This is a genomic window from Enterococcus hermanniensis, assembly GCF_001885945.1.
Lineage (GTDB): Bacteria > Bacillota > Bacilli > Lactobacillales > Enterococcaceae > Enterococcus_A > Enterococcus_A hermanniensis.
In genome coordinates this window covers 179,471-200,965 of record NZ_JXKQ01000002.1, presented here as the reverse complement: position 1 = coordinate 200,965, position 21,495 = coordinate 179,471, and the positions used below count along the sequence as shown (strand labels likewise).

Sequence of the window (21,495 nt, the reverse complement as noted above, 5' to 3'; positions counted from 1 at the left end):
CAATGATTTGTGCTCACGATATTGTCTTGTTAGATAAAAAGGTATTGAAAAATATTGAACTTCCTGGCTGGTTTGCAGAAACAGATCGATTGTATGCGACTGTCCGTCGAGGGATCCCTCATGATGCTGGCTCAATTTTAGTTGGTTTAAGAGGGAAAGAACGACAACAGCGATTTGGTTTCGAAGCTACTTTAAATAAAGTTGAAGAAGTTATCCATCCATGGGAGCTAGTAACTAAAAATAGCTTTCGTCAAGCTGAGGTTGCGGCTTATCCGGTCTATCATCAATACCGTGAGGCACAATTATTATTGAAAAATTATCATTGGGGTGTCGGCGGCAGTCTAGGATTTGAGTTAGCTACGCAACGAGCAACGATCAAATCAAGTAGTGATCTTGATCTACTGTTGTACGCTGATTCTGCCGCGGAGCTACCAATGAAAGAAATTGAAGAGAATATGGCTTTTTTTGAAAAGTTAGATACTCAAATTATCAGTCAAAAGGGTGGGTTTGCCTTAAAAGAGTATTTAAGCCAGCCATCAAAGAAAATTTTACTTAAAACAAATAAAGGACCAAAACTCACTACTGAGATTTGGTAAATATTAGGAAAAGTGAGCGGAAACAATGTTTGAGAATAAGGAAATCAAGATCAATATCAGCGACTTTCAAAAAGTATTCGCTGTAACAGCTGTAATGTTGCAAACGATTTTGAGCTTTGCGTTAGCAAATACTCATAATGAAACAACAGCTGCGTGTATTGGCACATTATATGTAATGGTCAAATATACCGCCCTTCTATTTATTTTTGCAATTGTTTATAACATGGTTAAGACAAGTCAACATCTTTCTTACTTTGAATTTTTAAAGGAAAAGTTTTTTGAGTTAGTCGTTCCTTATGTTTTATGGACATCTGTCTACCTATGGCTTTTCCCAGCTGTTCAACAAGGAAATCCTTATACAAATACAGCTACATTTTTATTGAAATATATCACTGGTGATGGTGCGCCACATCTATGGTATACAGTGATGATGCTACAAATTCAATTATTGATGCCCTTCTTTGTATGGTTAGGGTATAAAGTATTTACGAATAAAAAGGCTGTTTGGCCGGTATTGATTATTGCAACAGCTATCTATGTAGCTTGGTATATTTTCTATGATACGCAAGTTTTTGCTGGCGCTCACCATGAAAGCTGGTACTTACTAGATCGTTTTGTTGTTAGCTTTATGATTTATGGTATCTACGGTTGTGCGGCTTTGAATTATCATGAAGCTATTTATAATATACTATACAAAGTACGTTATGCATTATTACCAATTGGGCTTGTAGTAGCACTTGTTTCTGCGAATCACTTATTGAACTTTGCTGGCGATTTAACATTTGCTCATGCTCCATATTTAAATACTATTCAAAGCTTATATAGCGTAATCGTTATTTTTGGTGTGTTTATGTTTGGTTCAACAATGATAAAAAACAATGCGCCGCAATTACGTGCATTCAAATGGTTATCCACTTACGCTTATCGTACGTATTTAGCTAATGTCTTTGTCTTCCAAGTATTACTACTGTGCTTCAAAGATTTATTGTTAAGATTACCAACTGGAATCATGATCATCGTAGCATACTTAGCTACAGCAAGCTGTGCCTTTTTATTAAGCTATTTATTGCATGTTATATGGCAAGCAATCAAAGGGACAATCACTAAATAAAAAAGAAGGAATATCTGATGGAAGAACAAACAATTGCTGTCAAATGTCACGAATTCGCTTTGTTAGTCGAACAAGCTTTAATAGATGAAGTAGAATTATCGCCAAAACCAGGATTGGTTGATGCTCTTAATACAGGTACTCACACAGACATGAATCATGAACTATTTCTGATTTCTGCCAAAACATTGACACCTTTTTTTGAAGAAATGGCTCTTGCTTCTTGGAATCATTCGATGACACAAGCAATAAGAGAAAAAATTGGTGACATTGGCCGGCGTGCCGAAACAGCGATGTTTCGCGCAACGGGTGGGGTGAATACCCATAAAGGGGCCATTTGGGCAATGGGGCTTTTTATTACTGCGGTCAGCAGTCAATATAGTCTCACTCAGCAATTGTTTTTACCTAAGATATTTTCTGATATTCAAGTATTAGTAGCTTTTCCAGATCGCTTTGTTAAAAAAAATCTTCCGCTTTCTCATGGAGAAAAGGTAAAGAAAAAATATGGGAATGGGGGAGCTTTTGCAGAAGCCGCTGCAGGTTTTCCGCATGTTCAACTCGCGCTCTCTGATTATTTTAATCGTCCGCAAGGAGATTTGATTGAAAAAAGATTACATATGCTTTTAGCTATTATTGCTTCTTTGGATGATACCTGTATTTTGTACCGAAGCAACCAAGCCGTTTTGGCTCAAGTACAAGTGTTAGCCAAACAAGCAAATGAAAAATCTTTGCCTAATAAAAGTTTCGAGCAACTTCATACATACTGTCAAACACAGGCTGTTTCTCCAGGCGGAAGTGCTGATCTATTAGCGGCTAGTTTCTTTTTATTATCATTAGAACATTTAACGAATAAAACAGTTTTAGTTGCAACCGCAAAATAATCTAAAGAAGCTAAAACAAAAGTAGAAAATACTTTTGTTTTAGCTTCTTTTTTCTTATAGAGTAGTTTTATTATTTGAAGTATTCAGGGTATACTTGAACATAATTAATTATGAAAGGAACAATCATGCGAAGAAAAAAAAGAGAAGTAACAGATTTTGCAACGATCAAAACATTTGTTGAACAGACACAAGTTGTACGTATGGCACTCAATGGTTCGGATTATCCCTATGTCGTCCCAGTAAATTTCGGATATCAATGGAAACAGGAACAATTGATTTTATTCATTCATGGAGCAGCAGAAGGAAAGAAAATCACAATGCTTCAACAAGATCCAAAAGTTGCTGTTGAAATGGATGGTCACCATGAATTGATTCAAGGAAATATGAACGCCGCAACCTATTCGTATGCCTATCAAAGTCTGATTGGTTTTGGGCAAGCCGAATTAATAGAAGATGCTGCTGAAAAACGAGCAGCCCTTCATCGATTAATGGCACACGCCGCAAAAGGAAAATCGTTTGACGAGATTCCTGAAGCGATGTTAAAACGAACAGGAATCATAAAAATAACTCTCGATTCTTATACGATGAAAGAAAATAAACATCCAAATAAATAAAAAGAGTCAAAACCGAGTTAAAATTGGTTTTGACTTTTTTTTATTTAATTTTTTTCAAACGATATTCTTCAAAATAAGCTGCATTTCCTCGACTTTGGACGCTAGCGTAGATTCCCATCAGTAAAGCACCAATCGTGTTAGTCAGCAAATCGCCCATGGTATCCATGAGTGCAGCACGGCCAACAAGCAAAGTCCCTGCTGAAGTGGCATAACGTTGTAAATTCATATCAGCAATCGTATCGCAAAGGAATTCCCAGAATTCCCAAAAAACGCCACAGACACCAGCAAAAGCAAAGCCAAATAATAAGAACAGCCAAGGAGAAGTTTTACTAATATCGGCATCTTTCATTAAAAAACCAATCAGACCGTAGCCTAAGGCGGTTAAAACCATTGGACTAACAGAATGTAAAATCTTATCCCAAAATGAAATGATTGAGATCATGTGTAATGAAGTACCTAAAAAGACAGAGATGATCAAAAAGAACCAGTAAAAATAAATGATTTTTTCAGGTAATACGATTTTAAAAACTTTTTCAATGATTTCTGGAAGAAAAATCAGCGCAATACCAGCTAGACATTCGATCACAAAAATAAAGCCTTGTTTCGTTGAATATTTTGCAATGATCACTTCATAAATATTGTAGAGTAAACAAATGAGTCCAAAAATGACCAAAGCCATCCGGTATTTTTTATAGGTCATTCAACTCACCACTTTCTAAAAATGATTTAATTTGTTCTAACAAGGCCGTTTCGTTAGTTACGATCAAGCCGTTTAATTTGATCAAGCCAACTGTATACAAATTCAAATAATGAAATTGATTTTCAGCAGGTGTTTGTAAGGCAGAAATTTTTTGTTGGTTGTCAGCACCTTGTTGCCGAGAATCGGTATACAAACCGATGACGGGAATTCCTTTGGCGTAGGCTACGCCAATTTCAGAGGCAACCCCTGCATCGATTGTTAAACCGTCTAATAAGGCGATCATTAAATCGCTCTTTAAGACTTCTTCTGTGTCTGCTAAGGCAATCATTTTGCTATCAGCATAAGCACTTTTGTCATTGATGCCTGCATTTTCTTGTGGCACATAAATAGTCAAATTCTGCGCTATTTCTCGAATTTTTTCTGCTAAATACCGATTATAAAGTAAATCACTTCGAGAAAATAAGGGTGCAGCAAAATAAATATGTTTAGAAATAGTCACTAAAATACGCCTCCATATCGGGAATAATTGTTTCTAGTAATTCAATCGCTTCTTTATCCGCATCTAAACGTTCGATTCGTGCGAGATAAGCGGCTCGTCGATAGTTCATCAACATGCAAGTCAATGTTTGAATAGTTAAGGCAATACGTTTTCCTTTGGGTTGATCGGAAACAGATAAATTGCCAGATGAATCCCATTCTAATGCAAAAATACCATTGTTCCATGTTGCCACTGGATCTGCTATCACAAAATAAAAAGGTTCGGCTGTTTTAGCAAATGGGTATTCTAGTAAAAATTCTTTTACATCTACGATGCGAGCCATAAAGAAAGGAGCGATTGTTTCATGAATCTCACTGTCTTCTAATAGGAAAGAGAGCGGTTCGTTTTTGAAAATGTCGCCTTTGACCCAATACACCATCGAAAAATGGGCACTGATAAAATTCCATAAGCCGTTACGAGCTTCTTGATTCAAATAAAACATTTCTTTGATATGAAAAACTTCCTCAGAAATCCAATAAAACAAAACACCAGTTGGTTTCTTCTCTGCGTCATAATAGATAGCAGCGATTCGTTCTTCTTCATTTTCAAATCGCCAATATTCTTCCCAATTTAATTCTTTACGAATCATCGCTCCATGGTTTTTTAAGGCAAATTCATGATAGACCTGATAAACATCGGGGTCATCGACTTCTTTTCGTTCAACGATACCTGGCAAATCAACTTGTTTTGGTAATTGCGTATCTTTGATTTTAAAACTCAATTTATCAGACATGATTTCCCAGCCTTTACGGCGGTAATACGGGATGCTATAAGGATAGAGATAGGAAATCCACTGCTGATCGTTGCGCATCTCTTGCAGAGCTTTCTCAATCAATTCTTTCATTAATCCATGATTGGCATATTCTGGATAAGTCCCGACACCGGTAATTCCACCCATTTGAAACACTTTTCCATGAATGTTTACTTCACATGGATAGATGGCAATCTGGGAGATTAAGTTATCTTCATTGAACCAACCAAATACTTTCGATTGTTCTAATACAGGCTTTTTTGCTCGGACCATTTCCCGTTTATTTTCGTAACCACTATTTTCGATATCACTTTCAGTTACTTGAAAGACGTAACTCAATAACTCATCGTATTGAGCCAAATGTTCTTCACCGACAGGCTTCAAGACTAATCTTTTCTTAAAGTCGCTTTCCATTTTTTCATCTCCTATTTTTTGTAGTACATACTATCAATCACTAGAATTGAGTTTAAAAGAGAATGTTTATTAAAAGTAGCTTATAAAGGGCACTGAATAAACAATCGCTTTGATTTACAATTTTAGTATAGCAAAAGGAATCGTATATTTCTCTTATCAGCATTGGGAAATAAGGGAAAAGACTTTTTTTCTCTCTGAAACGTTGGTATAATTGAAAGTGCTGATTAAAAGAAATGAGGAACTTTAATGAATATAGAAGATATGAAGAAACGCCAAGAGATGATCCGTAATTTCTCGATCATCGCGCATATTGACCACGGAAAGTCGACATTGGCTGACCGAATTTTAGAACAGACTAATACTGTAAGTTCCCGCGAAATGCAGGCCCAACTTTTAGACTCGATGGATTTAGAACGTGAACGGGGAATTACGATCAAATTAAATGCTGTTGAGTTAAATTACACAGCTAAAAATGGAAAAACATATATTTTTCATTTGATCGATACACCAGGACATGTCGATTTCACCTATGAAGTTTCTAGAAGTTTAGCAGCCTGTGAAGGAGCCGTTTTAGTTGTCGATGCAGCTCAAGGGATTGAAGCTCAAACGTTAGCCAACGTTTATCTAGCTTTAGATAATGATTTGGAAATTTTACCAGTTATCAATAAGATCGATTTGCCAGCTGCCGATCCGGAACGTGTACGAAAAGAAATCGAAGATGTTATCGGTATCGATGCAGAAGAAGCTGTTTTAGCCAGCGCAAAAGCAGGTATCGGAATCGAAGATATCTTAGAGCAAATTGTAACAAATGTGCCAGCACCTAAGGGTGATTTAGATGCACCTTTGAAAGCATTGATTTTCGATTCCATTTATGACAGTTACCGGGGCGTCGTTTTAAATGTTCGAATCACAGATGGGGTTGTTCGCCCAGGTGATAAAATCCAAATGATGAGTAATGGTAAAACTTTTGATGTGACGGAAGTCGGCGTATTTTCTCCCAAAACAGTCCAACGTGATTTCTTGATGGCTGGAGATGTTGGCTATATCACTGCCAGTATTAAATCTGTACAAGATACACGAGTGGGGGATACGGTAACATTAGCGAATAATCCTGCTGAAAAAGCATTAGAAGGATATCGTAAAATGAACCCAATGGTCTTTTGTGGTCTTTATCCAATTGATACTTCTCGTTACAATGACTTACGAGAAGCTTTAGAAAAATTACAATTGAACGATGCAGCTTTGCAGTTTGAACCAGAAACTTCTCAAGCACTAGGTTTTGGTTTCCGTTGTGGATTTTTAGGATTGTTGCATATGGATGTCGTTCAAGAACGTTTAGAACGTGAATTCAATCTTGAATTGATCACGACAGCACCATCGGTTATTTATCATGTGAATTTAACGGATGGAAGTCAATTGGTTGTAGATAATCCTTCAGATTTTCCAGATCCATCAAAAATTCAAAATGTAGAAGAACCTTTCGTAAAAGCCAATATTATGGTGCCAAATGAATATGTTGGAGCGGTTATGGAATTATCTCAACGCAAACGTGGCGAATTTATTACGATGGATTATCTAGATGATTATCGCGTAAATGTGGTTTATAATATTCCGTTGTCAGAAATTGTTTTTGACTTTTTCGATAAATTAAAATCAAGCACGAAAGGGTATGCCTCTTTAGATTATGAAATGGCTGATTATCGTGAAAGCCGATTAGTGAAAATGGATATTCTATTGAATGCAGAAAAGGTTGACGCCTTAAGCTTTATCGTTCACCGTGAATTTGCTCAAGAACGTGGCCGCGCCATTGTTGACAAATTAAAAACATTGATTCCACGCCAACAATTTGAAGTGCCGATTCAAGCAACTATCGGGACGAAGATCGTTGCGCGGACGGACATCAAAGCATTACGAAAAAATGTTTTGGCAAAATGTTATGGTGGGGATATCTCACGTAAACGTAAATTGTTAGAAAAACAAAAAGAGGGTAAGAAACGAATGAAACAAATCGGTTCAGTAGAAGTCCCTCAGGAAGCGTTCATGGCTGTCTTGAAAATGGATGAGGATGAACCTAAGAAAAAATAAAATTTAATTTAGTGAATTTTTTAAGTAATAAATAATGATGTTTCGTTTCTTTGAAGCTGTTTTTCTTAATCATTCTAATTCTTATTAAATGAAAAAAGCATTCTCTAGGAGAATGCTTTTTTATTTACCTATTAATTTGATAGCGGCTATTTTTTTAATTATGTGTAAAAATGAATAGAAAAACTTTTATACAGAGAGATTTTGATAATGAACGTGATTAGTCATAAGCATAGTATGTTTAAAGTATAAAAGCTGAATAATTATTTCCATAATTTACTAATAGTTTCTGCATCTTTTTGACCTTGAATATATCCAGCATTTGCTACAGAGGGTCTGATTTTAGCTTCTACAGTATTAAAATGGAATGCTTTCAATATAGCCATAACCTCCGTTGACGGTAAAATTAATTTTGTTTCACAACCATTATTTTCTAAGTTAGTTAATAAACTCTCTAATTTATATGGCACTGCAACGGGTAAGCCGGTAGAAAGAACAAGCATTTTGGTTGCATCGGTGACTACATCTGGATTTTCCATTGAATAGGAGCCTCCATCGAAATAGTGCTTTCCGTTAATTTCGACGGGAGGCCAGACTCCTTGTAACGCACTGCTTGCTTGCAAAGCATCAAGTATACTTACACCAGAGTCTTGTGTAAACACCGCACGTTCAGCGGTTTCGATGTTTGTTGCAACAATTCTTAACTTACTATTCCAACTTGGCCTATCAGAACCTAAGCGTTCTTTGATCATCAATTGTCTTTCTTCATTCGAAAGGAAGGCAGCTGTTTCCTTGGAAATCTTTCCGTGCGCTTCAATCCATTCTTTTGCTGAACTAGCTGTACGTTCGATTTCATTAAATTTATTAAATAATTCATCCATTTCTATATCTGAAATAGGAGTGATTTCGGTAAAAGTTTTATCTATTTGTTCTTTCCAAATAGTATTCCAATCTTTATTTGAAGTCATAATGGCACTGACTTGTGAACCAGCAGAAGTTCCAACAAAAATGTCAGCCTTCCTGACAGGAACACCAGCTTCCTCAAGGCCACGTAAATAGCCTAATTCCCAGGCAATACCAAAATGGCCACCACCGCCTAAGACAATTGCTTTTTTCTCTTTTTTCATAATTTAATTCCTCGGTTCTTTTTTTCTGCTTGATAAATTTCATTTGCGTTGTTTGTAATTTGCTTTAAAACTTTAAAAGCAATTTTTTTCTCTTCAGGATCAATTCCTTGTGATAGCAGAATTTCGCGTTCAGCCATCATTTGGCTAATTTCAGGCTGAATTTTTTTTCCTTTAACAGTCAAAATAACACGATAAGCTCGTCCATCTTGCAAATCACGTTCTTTATTCACATAACCTACATCAATCAGTCCTTTAATGGCTCGATGCACGCTAGCTTTATCGATACTCAAGTCATCAGTAATTTGTTCTTGCGTTTGATGATCTTCAATGTAAAGGGAAATCAAACATAATAATTGAATATAATTGATTCCAAAAACGATTAAACGTTTTGAAAAGTAAACATATCCTCTCCGATAAATTTCTGATGAAAGCTTTCCAATAAATTGGGTGCCTTGGTATTCATATCGTTGATCATTCATTTTTCCACTTCCTAACAGGGAATAATATAAAACAATTTAGTTGTTAAGTCAACTAAATTAGAGATAGAAATTATTTTATAAAAATTAATTTTCTAGTTCTTTCCAATAAATAACTCTTTTTGTATACTTTTATAGAAGTAGATTTGTATGTTTATGAACTTATCTTTAGAATGAAAAACACAAGAACTATCAAAAACAAATGAGATTCAACGTCACTATCCCTAGCGTGTTTGTTGTTGTACTTAAAAAATTTTTTGGTGTAAAAAACGATAAAGTATATAAGAAAAAATAATAAACTAGATTAATTTGATAAAAAGTATGGAATAGTTGCAGTGGTTAATAAGTATTTGTCATGTTAGTCAATATATTTAGCATAGAGTTAATCATATGATTATTATGGATTAGTTGCTAGATTTGTTTTATAAGTGTTCAATTTGAAATTTAGGAAAATAATGTACCTTATCATAAATAAAAATAGTAAATAAGAAGGAGATATACTAATAAATATGAGATATGAAAAAATTTCACCGACAGATAATTATCCCTATAAAATTTTCTCATTCCACTCAAAATCATCAGATCGTTTAATTCCACCACATTGGCATGAAAGTTTAGAATTACTTTTTTGTTTTTCAGGAGAATTAGAAGTTCTTTTTTCAGAACATACCTATCATTTAAATTCAAAAGAGTTTATTATAATTAATTCAAATTATGTTCATTCAACAAAAAGTCCTGCTTCCTCTGAGTGTTTAGTTATCCAATTTCCATTAGACTACCTACAAAGAATTACTGGAGAAAAGTATCTAAAAAATTTTCTTTTTGAGACGATTCCAGCTAAACGATATCCGGAAATTATTATTCATCTAAATTTTATTTATCACTATTTTTCATCCCAAATTTTGGGGGATAATTTACAGGTAAGGGCTAAAATCTATGAATTATTAGCGATTCTTTGTACCGACAATATATTTTCTAGTACAAATATTCATGAAATAAAATCTTTTAAATATTTAGAAATAATGGAACAGGTCAATCAATATATTCAAGACCATTACACACAACATTTGATGATTGAGGAAGTGGCGCAGATGTTTAATTATAACCCTTCATACTTTTCACGCTTTTACAAAAAATTTATGGGAATTACTTTTACTGAGTATCTTAACTCTATTCGGTTAGATGGTGCCTATAAAGAAATGCGAGATACCGACAAGACTATTCTAGAAATTGGTTTGAATAATGGCTTTGCTACAAATAAAACATTTTACAATGTTTTTCGAAGCGAATTTGGAATGTCGCCCAATAAATTCAGAAAACAATTCTTGAAAAAAAGTAATTAAATTTCCACTTTTTTGTAAAAAAATGGAACGATTTATATTGATTAAACTCATATAATGAAAGCGTTATAAATATTTATTAAGGAGGAGGAACAGTAGTGAAAGAAAAAATCACAAATCTATTTGATAAAATGAATCCATGGTTTGATAAGTTAGGAAGCAATCCTTATTTACAGGCGATATCTGGAGCAATGATGGCAACTTTAGGGCCACTATTCATTGGTTCGATGTCGGTCCTTTTTGTTGTTTTAATGGGGATGGTACCAGCGCTGGCAAAATTAGATAAATTAACGGATTTACTTACCAAAGTAAATACAATGACTTTGGGAGCATTGGCTATTTATATTGCTGTTTTAATTTCGTACCATTTAGTCAGAAAATTGGATGAAAATGAAGATCCTATTTCCGCTTCAGTTATTTCTTTGTTAAGTTTTTTAATTATTACTCCATTAGGTAAAATGGCAGATGATTCCATGGGAATTCCTACAAATTGGTTAGGAGCACAAGGTGTATTTTCTGCGCTAATTGTTGGTATCGTGAGCGCTCGGTTATATTTAGCGATTAAGCATCGTGGTTGGACTATCAAAATGCCCGCAGGAGTACCTCCAATGGTAACGAAAACTTTTGAAGCATTGATTCCAACTATTTTAATTGGTATCTTATTTGCTATTATTGACTTTTTATTTAGTTTGACATCATTCGGTAATATGCATCAATTTGTCTATAGCATTATTCAAGAACCCTTAAAAGGTATAGGTGGCTCAATTATAGCCATGATTTTATTGAGTCTATTGCAACAAATTTTATGGTTTTTTGGGATTCATGGAACGAATGTGATTATGCCATTAGTTACCCCGTTATGGTTAGCAATGGATGTTGAAAATCTAAATGCAGTTCAAGCCGGTTTAACTCCGCCAAATATTGTTGGTCTAGCTTTTTTTAATGTCATTACTTGGAGTGGCATGGGACTTGGCTTAGTGCTGTTAATGTTACGAGCTAAAAGTAAACAGTACCGTCAAGTGGGAAAGATATCGATTGTTCCAGCGGTATTTGGTATTACTGAACCAGTTATTTTTGGTACGCCACTAGTATTGAATTTTGACTTGGCTTTTCCTTTTATTACCAATAATACGATTGCACTGATTATTGCTTATGTACTAACCAAGCTCGGAATTGTGGCTAAATTTATTGGTGTTCAGGCAATATTTGGCTTACCTATAGGATTTCATGCTGCTGTGGAAGGCAGTATATCTATCATTTTATTGCAGTTATTTATTCAATTAATATTATCGCCAATACTTTGGTATCCTTGGTTCAAGCGTTTAGACCTACGTACTTTTAAAGAAGAGCAAGTCGCAGAAGGAGTTAATGACTAATGGAAGAAAATAAATTAAGACAATTGCTAGATTCATTGACTTGGAAAGAAAAAGTAGGACAACTTGTTCAATTATCGGGTGATTTTTTTCATAGTGAAGAATTAACGGTAGGGCCTAAAAAAAAATTAGGAATCACTCAAGAAATAATTGATGTTGTTGGATCAGTGTTGAACGTTACAGGAGCAGAAACTACAAGAGACATCCAAGAAAAATATTTAATGAATAGTAGGCATAAAATTCCGTTATTATTTATGGCTGATATTATTTATGGCTATCGCACAATTTTTCCAATTCCTTTGGGACTGGGAGCTACATGGAATCCAAAATTAATTAAGGAAGCATACGAAATTATTGCAAAGGAGTCACGATCTGCTGGAGCCCATGTGACATACGCTCCTATGGTTGATCTGGTTCGTGATGCTAGGTGGGGACGCTGTTTAGAATCCACCGGAGAAGATCCTCAGTTAAATGCTCATTTTGCTGAGGCTATGGTTCGAGGTTTGCAAAAAGAGCAGAATGGTCATTTAGAAGGAATTGCTTCTTGTGTTAAACATTTTGCTGCTTATGGTGCTGCTGAAGCAGGGCGTGAATATAATACAGTGGATATGAGTGAGCGTCGCTTGAGACAAGACTATTTAAGTGGCTATAAGTCGGCTGTGGATGCCGGGGCAAAATTAGTGATGACTTCATTTAATACTTATGACGGGATTCCTGTAACAGGAAATGAATTTTTATTAAAGGATATCTTACGAGAGGAGTGGGGATTTGAAGGTGTAATCATTTCTGATTATGCAGCTGTTCAAGAATTAATTGCTCATGGTGTAGCTAAAGATGAACGTGAAGCAACACTATTAGCAATGAATGCTACGAATGATATCGATATGAAGACAGGTTGTTATGCAAATGAGCTAGAGCCTTTGATTAATAAAGGGGAAATAGATCCTAAATTAGTAAACGATGCCGTGTGGCGTGTACTTAAACTAAAAAACGCATTAGGCTTGTTCGAAGACCCATATAGAGGAAGTACTGTTATTCAAGAAAAAGAAAACTTATTAACTGAAGAAAATAGAAATTTAGCAAGAAAAGTTGCCCAAGAGTCTTTAGTATTGCTAAAAAATGCAGATAATTTATTGCCCTTAAAACCTAATCATCAAAAAATTTTATTAGTGGGTCCTTATGGTGATGAACAAGATTTAATTGGACTGTGGGCTGTGCACGGAAAAAGCGAGGATGTTGTTTCAATTAAATCTGCACTTGAAAAAATCCTTAAACAGGATAATTTTTCTTTTGAACAAGGATGCGGACTTTTATCTGACTATCAATTTTTAGGTGAATTTGGAGCTACAAAAGAACAAATTGGTTCATTAAAAATGACCGAAACAGAAAAAAAAATAGCACTAAAACAAGCTGTTGAAGCAGGAAAAAAAGCAGATATTATTATTTATGCAATGGGAGAACATACCATGCAAAGCGGTGAAGCTGGCAGCCGCACTGATATTTCTTTACCTAAAAACCAACAAGAATTTATTGAGCAGATGGTTGAACTAGGCAAAAAGAATATTTTAATTTCTATAAGTGGCCGTCCACTTACTCTTACAAAAGAAGTTGAGCAGATGGATGCCATTATCCAAGCTTGGTTTCCAGGCACAGAGGGCGGTAATGCTTTGGTTGATATCTTATTTGGTAAAGTCAATCCTTCAGGAAGATTAAGTATGAGTTTTCCTGAAAACGTAGGCCAATTACCAATGTATTATAATGAATTTAAAACTGGTAGACCGCTTAACAGCAGTACTCATAGAGGAAGATTTGTTACAAAATATCTGGATAGTCCAAATGCACCGCTTTTTCCATTTGGATTTGGTCTAAGTTATGGAACCGTGGATTATGACGAATTAAAATTGAGCTCTGAAAGAATGACTACTGATTTAGAAATATCAATCAGGCTAAAAAATCAATCGCCTTATGAATGCTTAGAAACTGTTCAATTATATATTCAGGATGTAACCGGATCTGTAGTAAGGCCAACTAAAGAGTTAAAAAAATATCAAAAAGTGAATTTACTACCTAAAGAAGAAAAAATAATTACATTTTCTTTGGACAGAAGTGATTTGTATTATTATATGAAAGATATGCGTTTTAACACTGAAACTGGAGATTTTCTAGTATTTGTTGGTAAAAATTCAAACGACACAATCCAAGCATCTTTTGAATTAATTTAAATTTTGAGGCAAGCCCGTGAACTCTTACGGGCTTTTTTATGTTAAACCAAGCAATTTTAAACCAACGATTATTGCATGCGCTACTAATAGAAAATCAATCCATTTTATAATTTTTATTTTCAAAAGCTTGAGTATGTATTTAGATGTATGACTTCTATTAAAGTTATAAAAAAATTCAACTAATGTAATTAAGCAAAAAAGACTATCATTTCTTTAGATACTAGTTGTTTTTTAGAATAAATTTGATAATTCATTAAGAGATACGTATACTAAATAAGGATCTAGTGAGGGCATCTTTTTTTTATAAGTATTTTTAGCATTAATTTTTGAGAGGAAGTTATACATGAAAGATATGCGAAAAATTTTACGTCCTTTGGGTTCTGGATTAGCAATGGGTGTGCCATTAGTATTGGGTATATTGCTAAAAGATCCACGTATAAGTTCTGTGGGCGCTATGGGAGCCTTTTCTTATTTAGCATTCCAACATATATCGATAGCGTATAATTTAAAAGCGATTTTGATTCACGGCTTTACATTGTTACTAGCCTTTATTTTAGGTGCATTGACTGCTTTGGTGCCTTGGAGCGCTCCATTTATTATTGGCTGTTTATCTTATTCAGCTTTTTTATTTTCTAAAATATATCGACTTCCCAAACCAGATTATTTCTTCGTTTTGATGTTATATGCCACAGGGTTCAATTTTCATGCCGATACGGTAGGGATGATTATGCATCAAAGTTCTTATTTGCTTTATGGGTTAGCTGGATCGGTATTTTCTGGACTATTGGTGTCATTGATAGAACGGTTGCCACTATCTACTGAAACGACAAGATTTCAAAAATTATCATTTCAAGATAAATATTATTTAGCATTGTATCAACAACCAGAAATGGTGTTAAAGGCACTCCATTTTTCAATCATTTTATTTATCGCGACTTACATTGCTTATTTGTTAAAAGATAGTAATGGTTATTGGATCTTGATTTCAGCAGCTGCTGTTTTAGCAGGCGAGCATATGGAAAAAATCAAAAATCGGACGATCGGTCGGGTAGTTGGCGGTATCATCGGACTACTTTTAGGATTTTTATTAATGTCGTTACACCTGTCGTTACCAATTCTAGCAGTCGTTTTGATATTACTGAATTTTTTGACTGAGTTATGTATGCCGATCAATTACACTGTGGCGAACTTTTTCACTAATCCACAAGTCTTACTTTTAATGACAATTGGTAGTAGTTTTACCCCGTTGCAATTGATTCCATTACGTTTTTCCGGTGCATTGATTGGTAGCTTATTGGCAATGCTTTTGATTTTTGTGATGGACTGGTCGCTTAAACAAATGGAACAAATGATGATCCACTTTAAAGAAGAATAAAACAAGCTGTCAATTAAATTTGACAGCTTATTTCTTATCTAGAGGTGAAGTCTAATAATTGAATTCCATTGATATCGATTGTTGAAAAAAAGCAAAACCGTCAGTCATTTTATGAGCAAATACTTGTAATTTCAGTATTGTTTTTTGTATTGTAAACACGTTCAAGTATGCCAGATATTAAGTAAATAGTTCATATTAAACAAAAAAAAGTTTAATAGATGATAAAGAATCAATGTTATTTTTAAAAATTACTTGCACTCCAAAATTCATAAGAGCACTATTAGGTTAGCCTAAAAAAGAATATGGATGTGAGAAAATGTCAATTGAAAAATTGGAATATTTTTATATGATCGCTCGGTACAATAGTATCTCTAAAGCATCTACTGAATTGTATATTAGTATTTCTTCTTTGAGCTCAGCACTAAAAAGTCTTGAAAATGAATTAGGGTACGCTCTTTTTATCAGAAATGGGAAAAAATTAGTTCTCAGTGAGGATGGAGAACGAATTCTTCCCTGTGTAAAAAGAATTATTGAAGAAGCGAATAAAATAAATATTCCGCTCTACCAAAAAATAGCACAGCCATCTATCAAAGTTGGCGTCAGTGATTCCGCCCTTATATTCGAAGCAGATAGGCATCATTGTTTAGATGAGACGTTCAATTTACAATTTATTAATGCAGCACCCTTAGAATTATTAACACAGTTGAAGGAGAAACAAATTGATTTAGTTATTACTAATTGTTTAGTAGAAGATCCTGCACTTGAAAGAAGTTCTTTGATTCAGCTGACGCCATTAGTAGCAATGCATAGTTCTTTTTTGCATCATGGAAAAGAGATATCACCCGTAAGTTTAGAAAAATTACCTTTTATTGTTTTGACCGATCATATTGGACATCATATCTTAACAAAAAGAGTAGTAGAGTATTTAGATATCAAACCAGACTACCTATTTTGTCATGATAGTTTAGGGATTAATAAATGGTTAAATGAAAAGAAAGGCGTTTTTATCATTCGTTCAATTGAAAAGGACCTTTTTTTAAACAAAGAGATCAAATTTATTTCGCTTTCAAAAGCTTTAGGAATAGATTATTACCTATATAAAAATAAAAGTAATAGTCAAATGTTAAAGATAGATGAGAGTGAGCGATATTTAAAGAATCTATTTACTAAGAAGGGGAATAAATAGTCGTTAATGCTTATTTTAAACAGACTAAAAAACATGATCAATCTTCCATTAGATTGGTCATGTTTTTTTGCTAGGATTCATACTTATTCTACAAAGCCATTTTTTGTTTTTACGGTTGGTAGTTTACCGGTAGTTGTATTACCGGGACTACCAATATAGGTATTTCCATTGATTGAAGTCGATTCCTTATTTTCTGAATCTTCATCTTGTACAGAATAATCACTTTGATAGAGGTAGTCACCATTTGTATGAAATTCAAACGTCGTTTTATCGCGTGCATCTTTTTTCTCTAGGTCAAGACTAACTCTTAATTCATGGCTGACATATTCAATGCTGTCTGGATAAAGTTCTACCATACTACGGCCTTCATTACTAAACGTCCGCCAATCAAAAGTTAGGCGCTGTTTTTGATAGTTTTCGTAATTAAGACCATTTTCTATCAAATCCATTAATTGATCAGAGGTGATGTCCGTCTGGATATTATTATCAAAAGAATCGATTATTTTGGGTAGATTCTTTAAAGAAGCTTTTGTTTTTAGTTGATTACCAACAGATTGAATGATTTCTTGTTGACGGAACCCACGCATAATATCGTTATCACTATGTCTTTCACGAGCATAAGAGAGAGCTTTAGTTCCATCTATATGCTGTTTACCAGCATCAAAATGAATAGCACCGGGCCCATCTTTAGTAACTCCATCAAATGAATGTTGAACGTCGACATCAATTCCGCCAATGGCATCAATAAAATTAATAAATGAAAGAAAATTAAAGACACAATAATGATCAATTGGAATATTTAGTAATTTTTCAACGGTATTAACCGATGCAGATGGTCCATTAAAGGTATAAGCGGCCTCGATTCGCTGATGGCCAGTATAACTTTTAGCAACAATGGGAACAAAGCTATCTCGAGGTAAGCTACAAAAAGTTATTTTTTTGGTCTTATTGTTAAGAGTAATGAGCATCATAGCATCTGTGCGTGTTGTTCCGAGTTTACGCTCAATAGTATTATCTAAACCCATGATTAAAAATGATTCACAATCTTTTGAATTGGTTGCTTTGTACTCATTACTAATGGGATGGTAGCCATCGTTTAAAGTAGTTTTTAAATGCTCACTTGCAAAAACAAAATAAGTGGAGACGCCAATAATGATCATCAGTATAAAAGACAAAGCCAGTAAAATAGTTTTTTGTCTACGTTTCATATTAAAAATCCTTTCATGAATAATTTTCAATAAAGAGAGTTTTTTTGTTTACAGCAAGAACAAGCTCTTTTTATCGCTTAGTTTTAATAGAAAAATGACCTAACTACGTAGGTTGATGTGTGGTAACAGTATTATTGGTAGAAAACTGTCCGAGAACAAGCTTTTTACTTGCTTAAAATTGAAACATAATAACGATTTAGAACTTTAAAATACAATTATTTATAACATATCTATTCGTCGATTTCATTTTTAAATGCTAATTTATAAGTGTAATAATATTACGAATAAAACGGAAATGTTTAATAAAATAACTATAAAGCTTTGGATATTTCGTCTAAAAATGAATTTATGGAATGAATGATTGGAATCTCCCTCAAACACAAATTATTAAGATTGTTTAGTCCTATTCCGAAATTATAGAAATGTACTCATTGAATTAATGTTAAAGCTTGATTTAATAGTAAAACAAAGATCTTTTTAATTAAAAATAATGATTTCTCCGTACGTAGATCTTCAGTTTTTATTGACAGAAAGGGTTTGTTATTTATGATGGGGGAGTAGCAAAAAAAATAAATAATCATATTAGGTGAGGTTACTCTGAAGAACATAGGTTATCGCTCGGATATGTCGAGAGACAGTAACGAGTAAAGCAGGACTGGTCGAATTAAGGCTTTTCCAAGATAACTAGAATTAATTCTTACGTCTCAGAAAGCCAAAGCTCAATTAGCGTGATTACCATTACAATACTATTTGAGTAATGCCGCCCTTAATATGTAAACTAAGGAGGCTTTTTTATGTTACAAACTGTTGAAATCAATCACAAAAGAGAAAGATTTAAATCATTGCTAGGAAATATGGTATTAATAGCAATGATCGGATTATTTACTTTTATCCTGATCGCTTCTGTGCTCGGGATGAATCAAAATATTTCTGTATTACCATCTCAAAATTCGTTAAGTAAAGTCAGAACTACAAGAGATTTTTTATCAATTACTAATCTTGCTTATTTTTCGATGCGTACGATGTTTCGAATGATTGTAGGAATGTTTTGGTCATTTATATTTTCGTTTGTTTTTGGTGTTTTGGCCGTTCGGTTTAAAACAGCTCGTCGAATAATTTTACCATTAGTAAATTTCTTAGAATCCGTTCCTTTACTTGGTTTTTTAACATTTACAACGGCATTTTTGTTAGGCTTGTTTCCCAATAGTGTTATGGGAGCAGAAGCTGTGGCAGTCTTTGCCGTTTTTACAGGACAAGCATGGAACATCATGTTGACTCTTTATCAAACAATGGAAGTCGTGCCTACAGATTTAGCTGAGGTGACTACGCAATTTAAATACAGTGCGTGGGAAAAATTTTGGCGTTTAGAATTTGTCTATTCAATTCCTGGTTTACTTTGGAATGTAGTAATCTCTCAAACCGCTGCTTGGTTTGCATTAGTTGCCAGTGAACAAGCAACTGTAGCACTTCCTAAAGATACAACTCTAATGCTCCCAGGTATTGGTTCGTATATCCAAATTGCTTTAAATCGTGCCGATTTTATTTCTTGCCTGTGGGCAGTTTTAGCACTTTTAGTAAATGTAGGATTACTGAATTTCTTGGTTTTTCAACCACTAATCAAAGCTAGTTATTATTTTCGTTATGATACGGGGAATAGTAGTGATAATCCACCCAAGTCGATTATTTACAACTTGATTGAGCCAGCCAGTTTAGGACATTGGCTTTTAGTAAAATTTGAAATCTTTAAAAATTTTTGGCTTTATAAATTGCCAAAGATTTGGTATCTTTTCAAATTTGATCAGCTCTTTCATTTTTTAGGGAAATTGAAAAATTTTTTTGCAACCCTTTGGTACATTGTGCTTTTAATTGTTGGAGTGATTTGTACAATCAAATTGTATTATTTTTTACCTCATAGTGATTTTGGAATGATTCCTAAATTGACTTTTTACACGACGCTACGTGTATTTTTAGCAATGGTTGTTTCAGGACTTATCTTTACACCGTTAGCAGTTTGGGTAGCGAGTAGCAAAAGGAGATTGAATTATATACAGCCGCTTGGCCAAATTTTAGGATCGGTTCCATCCAGTGTATACACACCATTTATTATTATTTTTATCAGCTTAGGTTATCAGCAGATGGAGTGGTGGATTTTACCGTTGATCATGGTTGGTTGTCAATGGTATTACTTTTTCAACGTGATTGGAGGATATCTAGCTATACCGGATGAGATTAGAGATGTCACAAAAATATTTCCACTTTCAAGATTTCAATGGTGGACAAAATATTTACTTCCTTCAATTCTGCCTTATATTGTGACCGCAATTATCAATGCGGCCGGCGCAGCTTGGAATGCAGATATTGCAGCAGAAAGCATTCAATGGGGAAAAAATAAGATTGAAGTCGTTGGACTAGGCCAATATATCTCAACAAATGATGGTATAAAAGATAAATCAGCTTTAGGGACACTGGCGATGTGCGCTATAGTAGGCCTTTGCATTGCTTTCGTTTGGCAGCCGCTCTACAAATATGCACGGGAAAGATTTCATTATTAGGAGGAAATTTTTGTGGAAAATACAGAATTGTTAAAAGTTGAAGCAGTAAGTAAAAATTTTGAACTAGAAGATCGGCCAGCTGGCTTAAAAATACTTGATGACGTCAATTTTAGTGTGAAATCAAATGAATTCGTTAGTATTATTGGTCAATCGGGTGCTGGAAAGTCAACACTATTGAGAAGTATTGCAGGGCTTTTAAAGCCTACAACTGGACGAATTGTTTTTGAAAACAAATTACTTGAAGCACCAGATACAAACATTAGTATGGTATTTCAAAATTTCGCATTATTTCCATGGTTGACAGTTGAAAAAAATATTGAATTTGGATTAGATAATAACCGAAATCTATCTCGTGATCAGATCAAACGGCGCATTTGTAATCTTGTTGAAATGATTGGTTTAACAGGATACGAAAAAGCATATCCTAGAGAACTTTCTGGTGGAATGAAACAACGCGTGGGTTTTGCTAGAGCATTAGCAACCGAACCAAGTCTGCTTCTATTAGATGAACCTTTTTCTGCCTTAGATGTTGTAACAGCTAAACAATTATCAGAAGATTTGATAAAAATATGGCTAGGCAATCAAATTGCTACCAAGTCGATTATCATGATTACTCATGACGTACAACAAGCGGTTCAATTATCCGATCGTATTATTTTAATGGATTCAAACCCAGGTCGAATTGGTAGAATCTATCAGATTGATATTCCTAGGGAAAAAAGATCAATCCAAACAATCGTAGGTGCTGTGGAAGAAATTACCCAAGAACTTGTGGAGAGGATTCAAATTTGATTAAAAAGACGGCTGAATTTATTTCAGTCGTCTTTTTAATTGAGTTTTTATATTGCAATTAGAAAAGATTTGTATTATGATAACCTAAATTAATAATGAAACATTGAAGAGAAGAGTAATTGATCACGAGACGATTAAAGAGACCCTTGGTAGGTGAAAA

The 21,495-nt window shown here is 34.2% G+C and carries 18 protein-coding genes, 1 riboswitch and 1 other annotated feature (1 of these 20 running past the window's edge); of the genes, 12 read left to right on the top strand and 6 right to left on the bottom strand.

Translation table 11 applies throughout. The annotated features are described in order from the left end of the window. The first annotated feature begins 2 nt into the window (after positions 1–2). The 4 genes from RV04_RS03230 (at position 3) to RV04_RS03215 (ending at position 3,199) form a co-directional block, all read left to right on the top strand. Positions 3–596 carry a malonate decarboxylase holo-ACP synthase gene (locus RV04_RS03230; protein ID WP_071857035.1) on the top strand — a complete coding sequence of 198 codons (594 nt, stop codon included), beginning with the start codon at positions 3–5 and terminating at the stop codon, positions 594–596. A 25-nt stretch (positions 597–621) separates the two neighbouring features. Then, a complete protein-coding gene (locus RV04_RS03225) occupies positions 622–1,707 on the top strand; it encodes an acyltransferase family protein (protein WP_071857034.1) in 1,086 nt (361 codons plus the stop codon). A 17-nt stretch (positions 1,708–1,724) separates the two neighbouring features. Further along, positions 1,725–2,585, top strand: coding sequence for a triphosphoribosyl-dephospho-CoA synthase (locus RV04_RS03220; RefSeq protein ID WP_071857033.1), 861 nt, complete (start codon positions 1,725–1,727; stop codon positions 2,583–2,585). A 125-nt stretch (positions 2,586–2,710) separates the two neighbouring features. Next, positions 2,711–3,199, top strand: coding sequence for a pyridoxamine 5'-phosphate oxidase family protein (locus RV04_RS03215; protein ID WP_071857032.1), 489 nt, complete (start codon positions 2,711–2,713; stop codon positions 3,197–3,199). A gap of 40 nt (positions 3,200–3,239) precedes the next feature. Here the strand turns inward: RV04_RS03215 and RV04_RS03210 are convergent, their stop codons facing one another. The 3 genes from RV04_RS03210 to RV04_RS03200 are packed head-to-tail and all read right to left on the bottom strand — an operon-like array spanning position 3,240 to position 5,602. Further along, positions 3,240–3,899, bottom strand: a complete 660-nt coding sequence (locus RV04_RS03210; protein ID WP_071857031.1) for a DUF2238 domain-containing protein — start codon at positions 3,897–3,899, stop codon at positions 3,240–3,242. Then, a complete protein-coding gene (locus RV04_RS03205) occupies positions 3,889–4,398 on the bottom strand; it encodes a nucleoside 2-deoxyribosyltransferase (protein WP_071857030.1) in 510 nt (169 codons plus the stop codon). Before RV04_RS03205 ends, RV04_RS03210 begins: the two co-directional genes overlap by 11 nt. Continuing rightward, on the bottom strand, positions 4,385–5,602 hold the full coding sequence (locus RV04_RS03200; RefSeq protein ID WP_071857029.1) for a GNAT family N-acetyltransferase: 1,218 nt from the start codon (positions 5,600–5,602) through the stop codon (positions 4,385–4,387). The genes RV04_RS03205 and RV04_RS03200 overlap by 14 nt, the downstream gene beginning before the upstream one ends. Positions 5,603–5,848: 246 nt before the next feature. Between RV04_RS03200 and lepA the strand changes: the two genes are divergently transcribed. Then, positions 5,849–7,687: a translation elongation factor 4 gene (lepA, locus tag RV04_RS03195; protein ID WP_071857028.1), complete on the top strand. Its 1,839-nt coding sequence runs from the start codon at positions 5,849–5,851 to the stop codon at positions 7,685–7,687. Positions 7,688–7,947: 260 nt separating this feature from the next. Here the strand turns inward: lepA and RV04_RS03190 are convergent, their stop codons facing one another. Both RV04_RS03190 and RV04_RS03185 read right to left on the bottom strand, forming a co-directional pair. Continuing rightward, a complete protein-coding gene (locus RV04_RS03190; protein WP_071857027.1) occupies positions 7,948–8,811 on the bottom strand; it encodes a patatin-like phospholipase family protein in 864 nt (287 codons plus the stop codon). Next, entirely contained in the window at positions 8,808–9,290 is a 483-nt protein-coding gene (locus RV04_RS03185) for a MarR family winged helix-turn-helix transcriptional regulator (protein WP_071857026.1), read from the bottom strand. Before RV04_RS03185 ends, RV04_RS03190 begins: the two co-directional genes overlap by 4 nt. Before the next feature lie 506 nt (positions 9,291–9,796). On the opposite strand from RV04_RS03185, the gene RV04_RS03180 reads away from it, so the two are divergent. The 5 genes from RV04_RS03180 to RV04_RS03160 all read left to right on the top strand — a co-directional run bounded on the left by RV04_RS03180 (position 9,797) and on the right by RV04_RS03160 (position 16,783). Further along, positions 9,797–10,630: a helix-turn-helix transcriptional regulator gene (locus RV04_RS03180; RefSeq protein WP_071857025.1), complete on the top strand. Its 834-nt coding sequence runs from the start codon at positions 9,797–9,799 to the stop codon at positions 10,628–10,630. Between the two features lie 95 nt (positions 10,631–10,725). Continuing rightward, positions 10,726–12,003, top strand: coding sequence for a PTS sugar transporter subunit IIC (locus RV04_RS03175; protein ID WP_071857024.1), 1,278 nt, complete (start codon positions 10,726–10,728; stop codon positions 12,001–12,003). Further along, positions 12,003–14,222, top strand: coding sequence for a beta-glucosidase BglX (bglX, locus tag RV04_RS03170; protein WP_071857023.1), 2,220 nt, complete (start codon positions 12,003–12,005; stop codon positions 14,220–14,222). Before RV04_RS03175 ends, bglX begins: the two co-directional genes overlap by 1 nt. Positions 14,223–14,565: 343 nt before the next feature. Then, entirely contained in the window at positions 14,566–15,597 is a 1,032-nt protein-coding gene (locus RV04_RS03165; protein ID WP_071857022.1) for an FUSC family protein, read from the top strand. Positions 15,598–15,913: 316 nt separating this feature from the next. Continuing rightward, positions 15,914–16,783 (top strand): LysR family transcriptional regulator, encoded by an 870-nt coding sequence (locus RV04_RS03160; protein WP_071857021.1) that lies wholly within the window; start codon positions 15,914–15,916, stop codon positions 16,781–16,783. 83 nt (positions 16,784–16,866) lie between these two features. On the opposite strand, the gene RV04_RS03155 is transcribed toward RV04_RS03160, so the two are convergent. Then, positions 16,867–17,991, bottom strand: coding sequence for an LCP family protein (locus RV04_RS03155; protein WP_071857020.1), 1,125 nt, complete (start codon positions 17,989–17,991; stop codon positions 16,867–16,869). Positions 17,992–18,562: 571 nt separating this feature from the next. Continuing rightward, a riboswitch (M-box (ykoK) riboswitch) is annotated at positions 18,563–18,729 on the top strand. Between the two features lie 56 nt (positions 18,730–18,785). On the opposite strand from RV04_RS03155, the gene RV04_RS03150 reads away from it, so the two are divergent. Together RV04_RS03150 and RV04_RS03145 are read left to right on the top strand one after the other, a co-directional pair. After that, positions 18,786–20,543 carry an ABC transporter permease subunit gene (locus RV04_RS03150; protein WP_071857019.1) on the top strand — a complete coding sequence of 586 codons (1,758 nt, stop codon included), beginning with the start codon at positions 18,786–18,788 and terminating at the stop codon, positions 20,541–20,543. A 12-nt stretch (positions 20,544–20,555) separates the two neighbouring features. Next, positions 20,556–21,335, top strand: coding sequence for an ABC transporter ATP-binding protein (locus tag RV04_RS03145; protein WP_071857018.1), 780 nt, complete (start codon positions 20,556–20,558; stop codon positions 21,333–21,335). Between the two features lie 94 nt (positions 21,336–21,429). Next, positions 21,430–21,495: a binding site (T-box leader), on the top strand; it runs 168 nt beyond the window's last position.